The 17,411-nt window shown below is 70.2% G+C and carries 15 protein-coding genes; 9 read left to right on the top strand and 6 right to left on the bottom strand.

Annotated elements, in window-relative coordinates; genetic code table 11:
• From ftsZ to DVH23_RS03295, 3 genes are all read right to left on the bottom strand, one after another.
• The gene (gene ftsZ, locus DVH23_RS03305) at positions 1-1,122 is read right to left on the bottom strand and encodes a cell division protein FtsZ (protein WP_114576017.1); all 1,122 of its coding nucleotides are present in this window, start codon (positions 1,120-1,122) and stop codon (positions 1-3) included.
• 191 nt (positions 1,123-1,313) lie between these two features.
• Positions 1,314-2,654, bottom strand: coding sequence for a D-aminoacyl-tRNA deacylase (locus DVH23_RS03300; RefSeq protein ID WP_114576016.1), 1,341 nt, complete (start codon positions 2,652-2,654; stop codon positions 1,314-1,316).
• Position 2,655: 1 nt separating this feature from the next.
• Positions 2,656-3,984 (bottom strand): sodium:calcium antiporter, encoded by a 1,329-nt coding sequence (locus tag DVH23_RS03295; protein ID WP_114576015.1) that lies wholly within the window; start codon positions 3,982-3,984, stop codon positions 2,656-2,658.
• A gap of 183 nt (positions 3,985-4,167) precedes the next feature.
• On the opposite strand from DVH23_RS03295, the gene DVH23_RS03290 reads away from it, so the two are divergent.
• The 4 genes from DVH23_RS03290 (at position 4,168) to DVH23_RS03275 (ending at position 7,942) form a co-directional block, all read left to right on the top strand.
• Entirely contained in the window at positions 4,168-4,995 is an 828-nt protein-coding gene (locus DVH23_RS03290) for a shikimate dehydrogenase (RefSeq protein WP_114576014.1), read from the top strand.
• 26 nt (positions 4,996-5,021) lie between these two features.
• Positions 5,022-5,675, top strand: coding sequence for a helix-hairpin-helix domain-containing protein (locus DVH23_RS03285; protein WP_114576013.1), 654 nt, complete (start codon positions 5,022-5,024; stop codon positions 5,673-5,675).
• An 88-nt stretch (positions 5,676-5,763) separates the two neighbouring features.
• Positions 5,764-7,293, top strand: a complete 1,530-nt coding sequence (gene pabB, locus DVH23_RS03280; protein WP_114576012.1) for an aminodeoxychorismate synthase, component I — start codon at positions 5,764-5,766, stop codon at positions 7,291-7,293.
• A complete protein-coding gene (locus DVH23_RS03275; RefSeq protein WP_255565193.1) occupies positions 7,277-7,942 on the top strand; it encodes an aminodeoxychorismate/anthranilate synthase component II in 666 nt (221 codons plus the stop codon). Before pabB ends, DVH23_RS03275 begins: the two co-directional genes overlap by 17 nt.
• Positions 7,943-8,061: 119 nt before the next feature.
• Here DVH23_RS03275 and DVH23_RS03270 read toward each other — a convergent pair whose 3' ends face one another.
• Positions 8,062-10,515 carry a cation-translocating P-type ATPase gene (locus tag DVH23_RS03270; protein WP_114576011.1) on the bottom strand — a complete coding sequence of 818 codons (2,454 nt, stop codon included), beginning with the start codon at positions 10,513-10,515 and terminating at the stop codon, positions 8,062-8,064.
• A gap of 12 nt (positions 10,516-10,527) precedes the next feature.
• Positions 10,528-11,334: a sulfite exporter TauE/SafE family protein gene (locus tag DVH23_RS03265; protein ID WP_114576010.1), complete on the bottom strand. Its 807-nt coding sequence runs from the start codon at positions 11,332-11,334 to the stop codon at positions 10,528-10,530.
• 432 nt (positions 11,335-11,766) lie between these two features.
• Here DVH23_RS03265 and DVH23_RS03260 point away from each other — a divergent pair, with 432 nt between their 5' ends.
• The 5 genes from DVH23_RS03260 to DVH23_RS24085 all read left to right on the top strand — a co-directional run bounded on the left by DVH23_RS03260 (position 11,767) and on the right by DVH23_RS24085 (position 16,109).
• On the top strand, positions 11,767-12,942 hold the full coding sequence (locus tag DVH23_RS03260; RefSeq protein WP_114576009.1) for a sugar phosphate nucleotidyltransferase: 1,176 nt from the start codon (positions 11,767-11,769) through the stop codon (positions 12,940-12,942).
• Positions 12,942-14,738, top strand: coding sequence for a glutamine--fructose-6-phosphate transaminase (isomerizing) (gene glmS, locus DVH23_RS03255; protein ID WP_114576008.1), 1,797 nt, complete (start codon positions 12,942-12,944; stop codon positions 14,736-14,738). Before DVH23_RS03260 ends, glmS begins: the two co-directional genes overlap by 1 nt.
• Before the next feature lie 91 nt (positions 14,739-14,829).
• Entirely contained in the window at positions 14,830-15,084 is a 255-nt protein-coding gene (locus tag DVH23_RS03250) for a hypothetical protein (protein WP_114576007.1), read from the top strand.
• Between the two features lie 3 nt (positions 15,085-15,087).
• Positions 15,088-15,885, top strand: coding sequence for a hypothetical protein (locus DVH23_RS03245; RefSeq protein ID WP_114576006.1), 798 nt, complete (start codon positions 15,088-15,090; stop codon positions 15,883-15,885).
• Positions 15,886-15,953: 68 nt separating this feature from the next.
• A complete protein-coding gene (locus tag DVH23_RS24085; RefSeq protein WP_198667824.1) occupies positions 15,954-16,109 on the top strand; it encodes a hypothetical protein in 156 nt (51 codons plus the stop codon).
• Here the strand turns inward: DVH23_RS24085 and DVH23_RS03240 are convergent.
• Positions 16,106-17,392: an amidohydrolase gene (locus tag DVH23_RS03240; protein WP_114576005.1), complete on the bottom strand. Its 1,287-nt coding sequence runs from the start codon at positions 17,390-17,392 to the stop codon at positions 16,106-16,108. The genes DVH23_RS24085 and DVH23_RS03240 overlap by 4 nt on opposite strands.
• Positions 17,393-17,411 lie beyond the last annotated feature (19 nt).

Raw genomic sequence — 17,411 nt, 5'->3', positions numbered from 1 at the left:
TCAGTCGATGAAGTCGATGTCGTCGCCGACGGGCTGGGAGTCGGTCGCGGTCTGGCCGTAGATCTGGGGCGATTCGACGCCGGTGACGACGATCATCGTCCGCATCGAGCCCTCGAGGCTCTCGTCGATCGAGGTCCCCCAGATGATGCGGGCCTCGGGGTCGATCCGGTCGTAGATCTCCTCGACGACGCCCTCGGCCTCGCCGATCGACATGTCCGAGCCGCCGGTGACGTTGACCAGCGCCGAGCTCGCCCCGCCGATATCGACGTCGAGCAGGGGTGAGCGAAGCGCGGTCTTGACGGAGTCCTCGGCTTTCGTCTCCGAATCCGACTCGCCGAGACCGATCATCGCGACGCCGCCCCGCTCCATGACGGTCCGGACGTCGGCGAAGTCCAGGTTGACGAGGCCGGGCTTCGTGATGAGTTCGGTGATCCCCTTGACCGAGCGCATCAGGACCTCGTCGCTGACCTTGAACGCCTGTTTGACGGGGAGCTTGCCCACCGAATCGAGCAGGCGGTCGTTGGGAACCACGATCACGGTGTCGCTCACGTCACGGAGGCGTTCGAGCCCGGCCTCGGCGTTCGTCCGCCGGACCTCGCCCTCGGCGGTAAACGGCGTAGTGACGATCGAGATGGTGAGCGCGCCCTGGTCGCGGGCGGCCTTCGCGACGACGGGCGCCGAGCCGGTGCCGGTACCGCCGCCCAGCCCGGCGGTGACGAACACCATGTCCGAGCCCTCGATGGCGTCGTGGATGTCCTGTTGGCTCTCCAGGGCGGCCTCCTCGCCGACCTGGGGCAGCGAGCCGGCGCCCCGCCCGCCGGTCTTCTGTTCGCCCATCAGGATCTTCGTGTTGGCCTCGACCTCGACCAGGTGCTGGACGTCGGTGTTGGCGGCGACGAGTTTCGCGCCGTGGATCCCCTCCTCTTTCATTCGGTTTACGGTGTTTCCCCCGGCGCCCCCACAGCCGACGACCGTGATGTCGGTCTGGAGCTCCTCGAGGACGTCCTCGAGCTCGTCGTCGGTCATCGTCCCGGACTGGCCGACCGGGCTCCCCTGTCCGACCTCGCTCTCGCCGTTGCCGTCTTCGGCCTCGTCGATGGCGTTCTCGACAATCGAGTCCATTCTTGGACCCCTGTTTAGGACGGAGCGTAATTACCTTTCCCCTGTCGATCTAACACTTCGCGTACCTGTTAGAATCGGATTACCTTCCGGCCCGAAACCGATGACCCGGCGGTAACCCCGTTTTACTCGCCGTAAGGACAGTACGGCTGCGAGTCCGACGACCGGACCGGCGTTCGGGGCGGACGATCCGGTCAGCCCCAGCCATCGGGCAACGGGAAGCACTCGATGCGCTCGCCGGAGACCTCGTCGGGACCGATCTCCTCGCCCGCGATCTCCACCGCCTCGCCCCCCGACAGTCGCCCGAACGCCGGCCCCTCGGGGACCCCCAACTCGCGGGCGCGTTCGGGATCGAACGCGGTTTCGTGTGCGCGGACCTCGTCGCCGCCGACGCTCACCTCCTCGTAGCGCTCCCCGAGGATCGCCAGGAGTTCCTCGAGGATCCCCTCCGCGCGCTCGCCTGCCTCCGTCTCCGGCAGTGCGGCCCGTGCCCCGATCCGGTTGCCCCCCTCTCTCGTCTCGAAAGCGACGGCCTCCCGTTCGAGGAGCTCCCGGGTTCGGTCGGCGTCGATCCCCTCGGCGGCCCGGAGGAGTTCGGTCGGAAAGGGACGGACCGCGAACTCCCCGCGGGCCTCCCCGAACCGGATCCCCTCGTCGATCGGGCCGAGCGCGTCCTCGACCCGATCGACCAGCGCCAGGGGTCGGTCGCCGACGGCTCGGAGCCACCGCTCGCTCACGACCCGGTATCCGAGCTCCTCGACGGTGGTCTCGAGGGCGGGCCGGTCGCCCTCGATCACGGCGTGGGCGGCGCTGCTCGCTTCGAACGCGCGTTCGATGGTCGCGCGGTTCGATTCCGGGAGGCCCATCGCTTCCAGGGCCCAGTCGGAGCCGACGTGGCCGACGGCCCACGGAGTCTCGCGGACGATCCGCTCGAACCGGGGGGCGTAGTGGCCGCCGCCGAAGCCGACGACCTGTCGTTCGCGGTGGGGCGAAACCCCCCGTAGGTCGAGGATCGCGCGCGCGACGGCCGCCGCCCCCGCCGGGTCGGTCCACTGCTCGTCGTCGCTGCCGAGTTCGGCGAACAGCGAGGGGCAGCCGACGTTGGTCGGCCCGTGATGGGTACACTCCGTGCCGACGTCGTACCTCTCGGGGGCGTGCTCGTCGAACGCGGCGAGCAACGCGGGGAGGGCGTTGGGCGCCGCCTCGGCGAACCGACCGTCCTCGCCGCCGAACTCCGCCGGGCCGAAGTTGCCCGTGAAGTGCCCCGAAAGCAGCGGGCCGGTTTCCCCCGAGTGCCGCGAGGCGAAGACGAGCAGGTCCGGGTCGCACTCGAAGGCCGCGGCGGGCTCCTCGAGTTCGATGTGGAGCCCGTCGAACGTCCGGAGTTCGGCGCCGTCGGTCCGGGAGTAGGTGCCGCCGCCGTCGCCGTCGGCCCGCGAGGCGTCCTCGTGGACGTCCCAGTCGGCGCCCTCGCGGAGCGCGTCGGCGATGCGTTCGGAGGCCACGTCCGCGCGGCTCTCGACGATCGCGAGCACGTCAGTCGGCCTCCGGGACGCGCCCGCCGTGGATCGCCTGCCGGGCGGTCACGCCCGCAAGCGAGAGCAGTTCGGCGACGGAGTCGCGCCGGCGGACGAACAGCGCGAGCCCGAGAACGACGTAGATCAGCGTGAACGCGAGCAGCGACCGGTGGCTCAGCATCTCGGGGTTGGCGACAGGGAGCACCCGCAACACGAGGAACTCGATGGCGACCTGGGAGACGAACAAGGCGAGCAGGGCGACGGCCTCCCGGGCGGAGAGTTCGAAGTCGACCAGCAGGGACAGCGCGAAAAAGGACTGGGCGGCGGTCAGCCAGATCTCGAGGGACTGTTTGAACTCGAACTCGAGGACGCCGTACCGGCCGAGCGCGATCGAGTAGACGACCGCGAGCGTGCCGATGAGCAGCGTCCACTGGTTGAGCTTCGAGGAAATGAGGGCGTTGAAGCCGGCAGTCGAGCGCGACTTCATCACGAGGACGGCCACCACGATGAGTTCGGGGGACTCGCTGGCGAGGGGGGCGATCCACTGGATCATGAAGAACTTGGGGATCCCGTAGGCGACGCCCAGGCCCTCGAGACCGTGGGCGAACTCCTCGACGGCCAGCAACAACATGGCGCCGGAGTAGACGAAGAGGCCGATCACCGTCGCGATACGCCGGGGGCGGGCGTAGGCCTGGAAGTACGCCGGGACGCCGACGTGTTCGGCGGGCGCCTCGACGCCGGCCCGGAGGACGATCAGGATGTAGGCGACGTAGAGGCCGACGAGGACGACCGTGTCGAGGACGTCGATCCCGCCCAGAAGCGGGATGAAGAAGGCCCAGAGGGTGGCGACCCCGAGGAAGGCGATCTCGATCGAGATCCCCCGGTCGAGGACGACCGCGTCGGCCAGGCGCCCGTCGTAGTGGCGCACGGAGACGTCGGTCACTCGAAGCGCCCGCCAGATCGTAAAGAGCGCGATCGCCGACCAGCCCAGGCCGATCAGGATGCGGTTCGCGCCGGTCATGTTCGCGATCGCAAGGTTGCCGGCCTCGATGCCGCGTTCGGTGCCGGCCTGGGCGCCGGCGGTCCAGGCGTAGAGGGCGTCGACGGCGTACTCGGGGGCGACGGCCAGCACCGCGAGGACGGCGATCGCGAACGAGCGGGGGACGTCCTTCTCGGCGGTCTCGGCCGCCCAGGCCAGCAGGAACGACGAGCCGAGGATCGCGAGCCCGCTCAGGAGAACCGTCGTCCCGGTCGGAAAGTCGGCGCCGGAGGCGAGGACCCCGATCCAGGGCAGGGTCAACGCGGTCGCGCCGGCCGCCGCGGCCAGCGGGTGGCGAAGGGAGATCACTGGCCGCCCATTCAGGGGTGGGTAAGGAGTGTCTTACCATTTCCAGCGCGGCGGCCCCGCGGTCGGGGGCCGCCCGGACGGCGGGCGGCAGGCGGCAGCCGGAGGCGACGTCACCGGCCCGCGACCGGGCCCAAACGAGGGGCGAGCGGACGAGTTATTACCGCCGCGCCGACAGTCGGTGACATGCAGGTGTACGGACTCCTCGGCAACCCGGTCTCTCACTCGCTGTCGCCGCCGATGCACGAGGCGGCCTACGAGACCCTGGACATCGACGCCCGCTACGTCACGTTCGAACCCGACCCCGAAGCCCTCGAGGCCGCGATCGGAGGCGCCGACGCGCTCGGAATCGCCGGCCTCAACGTCACCGTCCCGTTCAAGGAGGCGGCTTGCGAGTCGTCGCTGGTCGCAGTAGACGACGTCGCCGCCCGGATCGGCGCGGTGAACACGATCGACTTCGCCGGGACCCCGACGGGCCACAACACCGACGCCGCGGGCGCGCTGCGCGCGCTCGACGAACACGACATCGCCGTCTCCGGCGCCCGCGCGGTCGTCGTCGGCGCCGGTGGCGCGGGCCGGGCGATCGCCTTCGGCCTCGCCGACGGCGGCGCCGACGTCGCGGTCGCCAACCGAACCGCCTCGCGCGCCCACGACCTCGCCGACGACGTTCCCGGCGCCGGCGGCTACGGGCTCGAGGCGGTCCCCACCCTTCTCGAGGGCGCCGACCTGCTCGTCAACGCCACGAGCGTCGGAATGGAAGAGGACGTCTCGCCGGTGGCGGCCGAGGCGCTCCACGGCGACCTCGCGGTGATGGACGCCGTCTACCGGCCCCTCGAAACCCGGCTGCTCCGGGAGGCCGCGGCCTCGGGCGCGACGACGATAGACGGCGCCTGGATGTTGCTCTACCAGGGCGTCGAGGCCTTCGAGCTCTGGACCGGACGGGAGGCCCCCGTCGAGGCGATGAACGCGGCGCTTCGCGGGCGGCTCCGAGCGGATTCGACCAACCCACTTTAAGTGTAGGCCCCGTTTACTCCCGATTAATGGTACTCCTCCAAAAGATAAAGGCGCTGCTCGGCCTCGGGGACTCGGAGGGAACGGACGGCGAGGACCGCGAGGTCGGCGTCACGGTCGAACGCGGCGGCTCGACGGACGACGCGGCCACGACGGGAACGACGGGACCGGCCACGGCCGACGAGCCCGATGGATCCGATGAACCCGCCGAGGGCGTGCCGGACGAGACAGTCCTCGGCGAGGAGTCGGTCGAGATCGAGGAGACGGGGTCCGAACCCGACCCGGACGACCCGCTCGCGGACGAGGAGGCCGACGATCCGCTCGAGGACGCCGACGACTCCGCCGGCGAACCCGAGGACGCCGCCGCGGCCGGCGCGGATGCCGCGGGCTCGACGGGGTCGATCACCGAGCCCGCCAACTCCCCCGAGGAGGCGACCGAGCCGGCCGAGGCGACCGGTCCCTCCGAGGAGGACGCGGTCCCGGAACCCGAGGCCGACGCCGGCGACGACCAGCCCGTCGAGACGATCAAGGGGATCGGGCCGGCCTACGCCGAGCGGCTGGCCGACGCCGGCGTCGAGACCGTCGGCGACCTCGCGGCGGCCGATTCCGAGGAACTCGCCGCCGAGACCGGGATCGCCCCCACGCGGGTCCAGGGCTGGATCGACCGCGTGAACTCCCGGTAACTCGGGCGAACCGTTCGTCTCGGCAGTCGGCGGAGATCGGCCGCCGGAACCGCAACACGATTACGAGCGGGCCGTCTTCTTCTGCCCGATGACCGACCCCCGGGTTCGGACCACCCTCGAGACGGTCCGCGAGGCCGCCCCCGCCCCGGGCCAGCGGACCCCGATCGAGCTTCGGGTTTCCATCGACGATCCGTTCCTCGCCTACCGGCGGGCCCGCACCGGCGGAGCGGGGGTCTTCCTCGAGACCACCGGCGGCCAGCCCGGCTGGGGCTACTTCGGGGTCGATCCGGTCGAGCGACTCACCGTCGGTCCCGACGCGGTCCGGCGAGACGGCGAGGGGTCACCGACGCTTTCCGCCCTCGAGGGAGTGCTCGACGGCGAGGAACTCGTCCGCGGGGAGTGTCGGGTGCCCTACCCCTGTGGCGCCGTCGGCTGGCTCTCCTACGACGTCGCCCGCGAGCTCGAGAGGCTCCCCGGATCGGCGGTCGACGACCGGGGACTTCCCCGGCTCGAGGTGGGGGTCTTCGACCGGCTTGCGGCCTGGGAGGATTCGGCCGGGGACGGGGAGATCGCTCTCCGGGTCGTCGCCTGTCCCCGACGCCGCGAGGGCGAGCCCCTGGACGCGCTCTACGACCGGGGCCGCGAGCGCGCGGCGGAGCTTGCGACCGCGGCCACCGAGGGCGATCCCGGGATCGAGGGCCCGCCGGTCGAGCTCGACCGGGCGCGCTTCGAGAGCGACTGCGGGCGGGCGGCGTTCGCCGAGCGGGTCCGGCGGGTCAAAGAGTACGTCCGCGAGGGCGAGACCTTCCAGGCCAACGTCTCCCAGCGCCTCGTCGCGCCCGCCGCCGTCCATCCGGTCGCGGCCTACGACGCGCTTCGAACCGTCAATCCGGCGCCGTACTCGGCGCTTCTGGAACTCCGGTCGGCGGACCTCGTGAGCGCGAGCCCCGAACTCCTCCTGGCACGCGACGGGGACTTCCTGCGGACGGAGCCGATCGCGGGGACCCGCCCGCGGGGCGAGAGCGACGAGGAGGACGCCGCCATGGAGGCCGACCTGCTGACCGACGAGAAGGAGCGGGCCGAACACGCGATGCTCGTCGACCTCGAGCGAAACGACCTCGGAAAGGTCGCGGCCTACGGCAGCGTCGAGGTGAGCGAGTACCGCCGGGTCGATCGCTACTCGGAAGTGATGCATCTCGTCTCGGACGTGACCGCCCGTCTGCGGCCGGAGGCCACCCTCGCCGACGCCATCGCCGCGGTCTTCCCCGGCGGGACGATCACCGGCGCGCCAAAGCCCCGGACGATGGGGATCATCGACGAACTCGAAACCACTCGGAGGGGACCCTACACCGGCAGCGTCGGGCTCTTCGGCTTCGACGGCCGGGCGACGCTCAACATCGTCATCCGGACGCTGGTCCGCCACGGGGAGGAGTACCACCTCCGGGTCGGCGCGGGGATCGTCCACGACTCGGTTCCCGACCGGGAGTACGACGAGACGCTCGCGAAGGCCCGCGCGCTGATCGCGGCCGTCGACGAGGCCCTGGGCGACCGGGCGGCGATGGCGGTCGAGGGCGACGGAGCCGGCGGCGACCCCGACGGGGGTGGCGACCGTGGATGAGGAGCCGCCGGCCGCCGGCCGCGTCCTCGTGGTCGACAACTACGACTCGTTCGCGTACAACCTCGTCCAGTACGTCGGCGAGATGGCGCGGGAGGTGGTCGTCCGGCGCAACGACGCGCTCTCGGTCGGAGACGTCCGCGAACTCGACCCCGACGCCGTGATCGTCTCTCCCGGCCCCGGGACCCCTGCGGAGGCGGGGATCTCGATCCCGCTGTTCGCCGGGACGGGGCTCCCGATCCTCGGGGTCTGTCTGGGCCACCAGGCGCTGTGTGCCGCCCACGGCGCCCCGGTCGTCCACGCCCCGGAGGTCGTCCACGGCAAGCCCTCGACGATCACCCACGACGAACGGGGGCTCTTCGCGGGACTCCCCGAGCGGTTCTCGGTCGGGCGCTACCACTCGCTTTGCGTCGAGCGCGACGACCTCCCCGACTCCCTCGAGGAGACCGCACGAACGACCGACGACCGCGGGGTCGTGATGGCGGTCCGCCACCGGGAGAAGCCCCACGTCGGCGTCCAGTTTCACCCCGAGAGCATCCTCACCCGGGACCTGAGCGAACCCCGCGAGGAAGGGATCTCGCTCGCGGTCGGAAAGCGGTTGATCCGGAACTTCTGTTCGTCGGCGGCCGAGAACGGTCGGTTCGATCCCTGAACCCGGTCACCGGACGGCGATCGCCGGGCCGGAGCCCCGCTTTCGCGGCGGGTACGGTGGTGGACTCGTCTCGGACCCTTCGGCCCGCCAGGGCCGAGACGAGCGAGCCGGACTCGGGCTCACTCGAGCAGCGACCGCGTCGAGTTCGTGACGACCAGCAGGCTGCTCGCACCCATCGCGAGGGCGGCGAAAAGCGGGTTGAGCAGTCCGGTCACCGCGAGCGGGATGGCGATCGCGTTGTAACAGAAGGCCCAGCCAATGTTGGCTTTGACCCGGCGATCGGTCGCCCGCGCGAGTTCGAAGACGGTCTCGACCGAGCCCAGGTCGTCGTCGACGAGCGCGACGTCGGCGGCGTCGGCGGCCATCGCGGTGCCGCCGCCGAGGGCGATCCCGAGGTCGGCGGCGGCGAGGGCGGGCGCGTCGTTGGTGCCGTCGCCGACCATCACCGTCCGGCCCGTCCGCTTGAGCCGGTCGACGGTCTCGGCTTTCCCCTCGGGCGGGACGCCGGCGAACACCCGGTCGACCGACGGCACCTCCCGGAACCGTCCGGCCGCGCGGTCGTCGTCCCCGGTGAGGACGACGATCTCGGTGTCGGTCGCGGCGATCGCTTCGAGGGTCTCCTCCCACCCCTCCCGGAGGTCGTCGCCGACGACGATCACGCCTTCGGCGATCCCGTCTCGGCCGACGGCAACCGGAACGCGTCCCGTCTCGCGGCCCGCCTCGATCCGCGTGGCGATCGACTCGGGTATCGTCCACTCGCGCCTGCGGAACAGATCCGGATGGCCGACGACGACCTCCTCGCCGTCGACGACCCCGGAGACGCCATTTCGATGGCTCTTGAACGAGTCGATGCCGTCGGCGGGTTCGTCGGCACCGGTCGCGGCTTCCCCCGCCTCGGTCGCCCCGGATGTAGGCTCGACCGTTCCGCCGTCGGCGAGCCGGCGTTCGGCGGCGATCGCCCGACCGACCGGGTGCGAGGACCGGGCTTCGAGCCTGGCGGCGCGCTCGAGGAGCTCGTCGTCGAGATCGGATTCGACGACGGTCATCTCGCCGGTGGTCAGCGTGCCCGTCTTGTCGAAGACGACGGTGTCGGCCTCGCGAACCCGCTCGAAGACGGTATCGTCGAAGACGACGATCGAACGCTCTAAGGCGTCTCGGATCCCGGCTGCGACCGCAAGCGGCGTCGCCAGCCCGAGCGCGCACGGACAGGAGACGATCAAGACGGTGAGCCCGACGAGCAGGCCGGCGGTGAGCCCGGCGCCGGTCGCGAGGTAGACGGCGGTGACGACGACCGAGAGGACGAGCACCACGGGAACGAAGACCGTCGCGAGCTTGTCGGCGAGCTTCTGGATCCCGTGGCTCGAGCTCTGGAGGTCCCAGACGAGCTCCGTGACCCGATCGAGGCTGCTCGTCGCGTCCTCGCCGACGCGGATCGTGACGGCGCCGTCGGTGACCAGCGAGCCGCCGACGACGGCGTCGCCGACGCTCTTACCGACGGGGAGGGACTCGCCGGTGATGACCGCCTCGTCGATCGCGACGTCGCCCTCGACGACCTCGCCGTCGACGGGGACGCGCTCGCCGGCCCGGACCAGCACGCGCTCTCCGGGCTCGAGGTCGGAGACGGCGACCTCGGCGTGGCTCCCGTCCTCGCGGATACGGCGGGCGTCGTCGATCCGGACGGCCGTGAGATCGGAGAGGCGTTCGGTCGCCTCCGCTTTGATCGTCGACTCGTAGTAGTTGCCGGCCGAGACGATGACGATGATCGCGACGGTGACGTCGTAGTAGACGTGGGCGCCGCCGACGACGACCGAGAGCGTGCTGTAGAGGTAGGCGCTGACGGCCGCGATCGCCACCAGGAGGTCCATGTTCGGCGATCGGGTCCTCGCGGCGACGTAGGCACCCTGGAGGATCGGCTTGCCGGTGACCCCGAGGATGATCGTCGTCACCGCGGCGATGGTGAGATAGAACGGCGTCGCGAGATCGCTCGAAAGCGTCTGCGTGAAGAACTCGGTCGTCCGCTCGTCGTAGAGCAGCCCGCCGAAGTAGGTGGGGTAGATGATGAGGACGTACTGCAACATAACGGTCATTCCCATGAGCACGCCGACGATGACCCGCCCGATCGACCAGTTGTCGGCCTTCCGGCGGCTGATCGCGTCGTCGCGCGAGTAGGCGCTGTAGCCGAGCCCGCTGATCGCCTCCTGGAGATCGGCTTCCGAGACGGCGTCGGGGTCGTGGTCGATCCGAACCGTGCCGGTCACGTAGCTCGAGTCGGCGGTGCTCACTCCCTCGGTCGATCGGGCGACCGACTCGATGAACGCCTCGCAGGTCGCACAGTGCATCCCGTCGACCTCGAGATACGTCGTCTCGTGGTCGTCGGGAACCACCCGTTCGCCGCCGCCTGCGCGCTCGCGGCGGACGTCCTCGGGGGTGACGTCCTCGACGTCTCCGAGGGCGTCGTGGACGTTTCGACAGCCCACACAGCAAAAGCGGTTCCCCTGGTCGTCGGTGACGTCGCTGCCCGCGACGGGGAGGTCACACAGCGTACAGCCGGCAGCGGGTTGGTTCTCGGTCATTTCGGTGGTGTTTCAGTGGTTGGCGTGGCCTCCGCCGGCCATACCGATGTCGACCCCGTCGTAGAAGGGGAGGCTCGGGTGTGGGACGTGGATTCCGATGCTCATCAGCCCGTGTGCGAGGAGGACGTAGCCGAGGACGACGAACGCGACCCCGAGCAACCGATGGACCCGCCGGCGGTGGACGGCGTCGACCGACTCGATGACCGTCCCGTAGGCGAACACGGTCGGGATGGTCCCGATTCCGAGGGCCGCGAGCGCGAGCGCGCCGCCGGTCGGCGAGCCGGTCGTGAACGCGTAGAGGTAGGCGGGGTAGAGCACGGGACAGGGAAGCAGCCCGTGGACCGCGCCGAGGGCGACGATCCCCGGGCCGTTCGCGAGCCGATCGACGTGGGAGAGCAGCCAAGCGCTCACCCGCTCGAGGCCGGGAATCGAGAGCCCGCCGGTGGTCCGCCCGGCCAGGTAGTAGAGTCCGGTCGCGATGACGAAGCCGCCGACGAGGAGCCCGACGCTGCCACGAAGCGGTTCGACCGCCGCGGTCACTGTGTCGGTGGTGACGAACAGGAGGCCGCCGAGCGCACCGAAGAGGGCCCCGATGACGGTATAACTCGCGGCCCGTCCGAGGTTGAACAGCGCGTGCTGGCGCACCTCGTACGTCGTGAGATGGGCTCCCCGGCTCCCGTGACTCTCGCGGCCCCGATCCATCCGCTCTGCGTAGATCGTCACGAGCGGGCCACACATCCCGAGGCAGTGGGCGCCGGCGAGCAGGCCGATGAACAGGAATAGCGCCACATCGACCCCGAGGAGGGGAAGTACGTCCATGATACGGTCCGTGTCTCGGCTATCGGCCCGACGAGGTAATGGGTTTCGCCTCCTCGCGCCCCTTCGAGGGGCCGACCGGACGACCGGTGGCGATCCGATCGCACGGTCCGGTCGGGGCCCGGACGAGGACGATCGAGCGTGTGAGCCCGACCGGAGCCCCTCGAGGGCGGTTTGCGACAGGCACGGCCCCCGGTACCGGACCGTTCGCGACTGTGTCCGCTCCGGAACACTCGTCCATTCGATATGCGGCCATCGGTGGAGTTTCAACGGCGTCATCGGATCGTGACCGGAGATCCATCCGGTCGTTCGGAAGAAAACCGACGGGACGTTTCCTAGCTACCCTTCGTGATGGACTATCGTCCACCGTACTCTCCCCGCGAGAGGGATACCAAAAGCCAAAGGGGTAGGAGAAGTAGGGTGGGGTAGACAGATATGACGGATATTTCTGCAATCGTCCTCGCGGCGGGCGAGGGAAACAGGCTCAGACCGCTCACGGCGAACCGGCCGAAGCCGATGCTCCCCGCGGCGACGACGCCGATCATCGAACACGTCTTCGACGAACTCCTCGAGGCGGGCGTCACCCAGTTGACCGTCGTCGTCGGCTACGGCCGCGAGCGGGTCCAGTCCCATTTCGGGCCGACCTACCGGAACGTGCCGATCAACTACGTCGTCCAGGAGAAACAACTCGGTAGCGGCCACGCCCTGCTGGCCGCCGAGGAGACGGTCTCGGGGACCTGCCTCGTCGTCAACGGCGACCAGCTCGTCGACCGGCGGATCATCGCCGACGTCATCGAGACCCACGACGCCGGGGCCGACGCGACCCTCGGCCTGATCCGCCAGGCCGACGTCTCCCACTACGGCGGCGTCATTCTGGAGGACGGCGAGATCACGGAGATCGTCGAGAACCCCCGCGACGAGCGCAACTACCGGCTCAACGCGGGCGTCTACGCCCTCGAGCCGTCGGCGTTCGAGGCCGCGCGGGCGGTCGATCCCGACGACGGCGAGCGGTCGCTCGTCGACGCGATCGCCGAACTGATCGACTCCGAGGCGGTCGTCCGCGGCGTCGTCAGCGAGGGGCTGTGGGTCGACGCGACCTACCCCTGGGACCTGCTCCGGGTCGCCGACAGCCTCTTTGCGGCAGGAACGGTCCCCGAACGGGAGGTCGCCGACTCCGCACAGATCCACGAGTCGGCGACGCTGCTCGAGCCGATCGTGATCGCCGACGACGCGGTCGTCGGCCCGGGTGCGGTCGTCGGGCCGAGCGCCTGTCTGGGCGAGAACGTCACCGTCGGCGCGAGCGCGGTCTGTGAACACAGCGTCGTCGACGCCGACACCCGCATCGGGGTCAACGCGACGCTCGTCGACTGCGTCACCGGTCGCGGGGTCCGCGTCGGCGCCGGCTCGACCGTCGGCGGCGGTCCCGGCGACGTCCACGTCGGCGACCGGATCCATCAGGACGAACCCCTGGGCGCCCTGCTCGCCGACCACGCGACCGACGACGGTGGCGTCACCTACGCGCCGGGGACGATCGTCGGCTCGGACGCACGGATCCACGCCGGCTCGACGGTCCGGGGAACGATCGGGGATGACACGGAGGTGCAGGGCTGATGTGTGGGATCATCGGCTACGTCGGCGACGGCCACGACACCGCCGACGTCCTCCTCGACGGCCTCTCCGGGCTCGAGTACCGGGGCTACGACTCGGCGGGCATCGCACTGGCCAACGCGACCCTCGACGTCTTCAAACGCGAGGGCGAGGTCTCGGCTCTCGAGTCGGCCCTGGAGGGTGCCGACGTCCACGGCGGAGCCGTCGGCATCGGCCACACCCGGTGGTCGACTCACGGGCCGCCATCCGACGCCAACGCCCACCCTCACACCGACGAGCGAAACCGGGTCGCCGTCGTCCACAACGGCATCATCGAGAACTACCAGGAGATCCGCGACGAGCTGACGGCCGCCGGCGTCACCTTCGTCAGCGAGACCGACACCGAAGTCGTCCCCCACCTGATCGGCCAGGCCCTGGACGCCGGCTACGACCCCGAGGAGGCGTTCCGGCGGGCGGTCGACCGGATCGAGGGCAGCTACGCGATCGCCGCCGTCTTCGTCGGCTCGGAGACGATCTACGCGGCCCGCGAGTCCTCGCCGCTCGTGCTCGGCGTCGGTGACGAGGGCCACTACCTCGCCAGCGACGTTCCCGCGTTCGTCGAGTACACCGACCGCGTGATCTATCTCGACGACGGCGAGTTCGCCCGGATCGAAGAGGGCGGGATCGTCGTCACCGACCGCGAGGGTCTCGTCGTCGAGACCTCCATCGAGACGATCGAGTGGGACCCCGAGGAAACCGGGAAAAGCGGCTACGACCACTACATGCAAAAGGAGATCTACGAACAGCCGACCTCCCTCCGGCAGTGTCTGCGGGGACGGGTCGACGAACTCGAGGGCGAGATCGTCCTCGAGGAACTCGCCGACCTCGCGGTCGAGGGCCCGGTCCAGTTCGTCGCCTGTGGCACCTCCTACCACGCCGCCCTCTACGGCTCCGCCTTACTCCAGGAGCGAGGAATCCCCGCCCAGGCGTTTCTCGCGAGCGAGTACGCGAGCGAGCGGGTCCCCGTCGGCGAGGACCACCTCGTCGTCGGCGTCACCCAGAGCGGGGAGACCGCCGACACGATGCGGGCGTTGCGGGAGGCAAGCGCCGCCGGCGCCGAGACCCTCGCGGTCACCAACGTCGTCGCGAGCTCCGCCGCCCGCGAATGCGATCACGCCCTCTACATCCGTGCGGGCCCCGAGATCGGCGTCGCGGCGACGAAGACGTTCGCGAGCCAGCAGGTCGCCCTGACCGCCCTCGCGTGTGTGATCGGCGGCGGGGACTCCCGGGAGGTCGTCCGGGGGCTCCGGTCGGTCCCCGACAAGGTGCAGACCGTCCTCGACGAGTCGACCGCCCGCGAGGTCGCCGCCGAGTACGTCGACGCCGACGCCTACTTCTTCATCGGCAGACACTACCAGTACCCCGTCGCCCTCGAAGGAGCCCTGAAGATGAAGGAAATTACGTACAAACACGCCGAGGGCTTCGCCGCGGGCGAGCTCAAACACGGCCCGCTTGCACTCGTGACCGAGCGGACGCCCGTCTTCGCGCTCGTCACCGGCGACGGCGAGATCGCCCGCAAGACCATCGGGAACGTCAAGGAAGTCGAAGCACGGGGCGCCCCCGTCGTCGCCGTCACCGACGGCCAGTCCGACGTCGAACAGTACGCCGACCACGTCCTCCGTGTGCCCACGAGCACGCCCGTCGCGGCCGCGACGGTCGCGAACGTCCAGCTCCAGCTCGTCGCCTACTGGGTCGCGAACATGCTCGGGCGGTCGATCGACAAGCCCCGGAACTTGGCGAAGAGCGTCACCGTCGAGTAGTCGCGAAACCGGACTCCCGAGATCCGCCCGGAACGTGTCACTCCCCGTCGAGAACCGTACACTCATATATCCTGAAGCCCTGACAACAGGTATGGACAGGCTACTCCGACTCGCCGGGCTGGGACTGCTCGCCGTGGTCGCGCTGTTCGTCCTCCTGGAGGTCGTGAGCGCGATCCTCGGTCTCGTCTGGTGGATCGCCAACGTCGTGGTCTCGCTCGCCGTCCTCGCCCTCCTGGCGTATCTGGCGTATCTCGCCTACGACCGGTTCTACCGCGGCGGAAACCGAGGAAATGGCCCCTCGAGGGGCCGGAGCCACGAGGACGACCGGGAACGGCTCCTCGAGTAGGTCGTGACCGTCGTTCTCGCCGGCGTCGGCGCCGACACCACGAACGTCGGGACCGTCGCGCCCCTGTACGACGACGGCCGGTTCGAGTACGTCCCGATCCCCGAGAAGACCCGCGAAACCGACGAGGAGGAGACGTTCGGCTCGTGGCCACTGCGGGGGCGGAAGGGCGTCGCCGCCGACCTCACGACGCGGATCCGGCCCCGACCGATCGGCGACGACGACCTCGTCCTCTCGGGGGAGGATCTCGCCGGGTGGCCCCTCCACCGCGACCCGAACTTCGAGGCGCTTTCCTACGGCGAGCACCGTGCGGGCTACGTCTCCCGCCTGCGCTCGCTGGAGGCGGGCGACGCCGTCGGCTTCTACGCCGGACTCTCGGATGGTGACCGCACCCACCGCTACCTGATCGGCTCGTTCACCGTCGAGGAGATCGCCGTCGTCACACCCGAGACCCCGCCGGAGGAACGGGAGGCGATCCTTGAGCGGTTTCCCGAGAACGCCCACGCCAAGCGTGCCTCCGGAACCGAACTCTACCGCGAGGAGAAGGCCGTCGTCCTCCTCGCCGGCCGGGAACCCGGCGGGCTCCTCGCGCGCGATCCGGTCCGGATCAGCGACTACTACGTCGCGGCGGGCAACGAACGGGCCCAGTACTACCTTCGGGAGAGGGTTTCGGAGAAGCTCTCGGTCGTCGCCGGCCGGGAGAACATGACGTTCAAACCCGCCTACGAGTGTTCGATCCCGGCCGAACGGTTCCACGAGCTGCTTGGCGAACCCGGCGACCGGCCCGTAGACGAGCCCGCGTAACGCGACCGCGGAACAGTACAGCGGCAAGGAGGCCCCGGATACTTGTGTCCCGGCGACCTCCTGTAGGTATGAGCTACAACGGATCAACCTACCGGACGACGATCGGCTGGTCGCTGCTCTCCTCGGGGCTCGTCACGCTCCTCTTGATAGTGCTGCCCTTCGACTCGCTGTGGTGGGGACTGCTCCTGATCGCGGCCGGGATCGTCGTGATGATCTACCGCTAGGCCCGCTCGGCGACCGCCTCGGCGCGCTTCTGGGCGCGCTCGCGGACCCCCTCCGAATCGAGGGTGAGCACCTCCCGGTTGCGCATGAGGACCTCGCCGCCACAGACCGTGTGCCGGACGTCCGAGCCCCGCACGGCGTACGCGAGGTGGCTCACGAGGTCGTGGCGCGGCGTCAGGTGTGCGGAGTCGAGATCGACCACGGCGATATCGGCCGGCGCACCCTCCTCGAGCCGGCCCCCCTCGATCCCGACGGCGTCGGCGCTGCCCGCGGTCGCCATCCCGACGACCGCGTCGGCGGGGACCGCGCTCGCGTCCCCGCTCGCGAGTTTGCCGACCATCGCCGCGTCGCGGGCCTCGCCGAACGGGTCGAGGTCGTTGTTCGAGGCCGCGCCGTCGGTGCCGATTCCGACCGTGACGCCCGCCTCGCGCATCTCCTCGACGGGCGCCATCCCGCTCGCGAGCTTCATGTTCGAGGCCGGACAGTGGATCACGCCCGTCCCCCTCTCCGCGAGCAGGTCGATCTCCTCGCGGTCGACGTGGACCGCGTGGGCCAGGAAGTCCTGGGGCTCGAGTATCCCCCGTTCGGCGGCGTAGACGAGCGGGCGGACGCCCTCCTCTTCGACGATCGGTGCGACCTCCTCGTCGGTCTCGTTGGCGTGGTAGTGGATCGGAACGCCCGCGTCGCGGGCCTTCGGGACGAACTCCTCCAGATACTCGGTCCCCACGGTCGTCAGCGAGTGGGGCATGAACGCCGTCGAGATCCGTCCGTCGGCCGCGCCGGCGAACTCGCGGGCGACCGCGAGGCTCTCCTCTGCGTCCGCGCGGGCGGCGGCGTCGTCCTTCCCGACCGTGACGATCCCGTGGCCCAGCCGCGCTCGCACCCCGGCGGTCTCGACCGCCTCGACGATCTCGCCCACCTCGAAGTACATGTCGGCGAACGCCGTGGTGCCGGCCTCGATCATCTCGAGGAGGCCGAGTTCCGCGCCCGCGCGGACGTCCTCGGCGGTGAGGGCGCCCTCCGCGGGCCAGATGTCCTCCCGGAGCCAGGCGTCGAGAGGTTTGTCGTCGGCATACCCCCGTAGCAGGCTCATCGCGACGTGACAGTGACCGTTGACCAGTCCGGGGATCACGAGTCCCCCCGAGGCGTCGAGGCGCTCGTCGCCCTCCAGATCCGAACCGATCTCGACGATCTCGCCCGCGTCTCGATCGACGAGGAGGTCCGCGCGTTCGACCGTCAGATCCGGAAGCAAGACCTGCCCGCCGATGATCGCAAGCGTCGTCATGGAGCGGGGTTCACGTCGG

This window comes from Saliphagus sp. LR7 (genome assembly GCF_003344565.1).
Classification (GTDB): domain Archaea; phylum Halobacteriota; class Halobacteria; order Halobacteriales; family Natrialbaceae; genus Saliphagus; species Saliphagus infecundisoli.
This window is presented reverse-complemented; position numbering and strand designations above follow the sequence as displayed.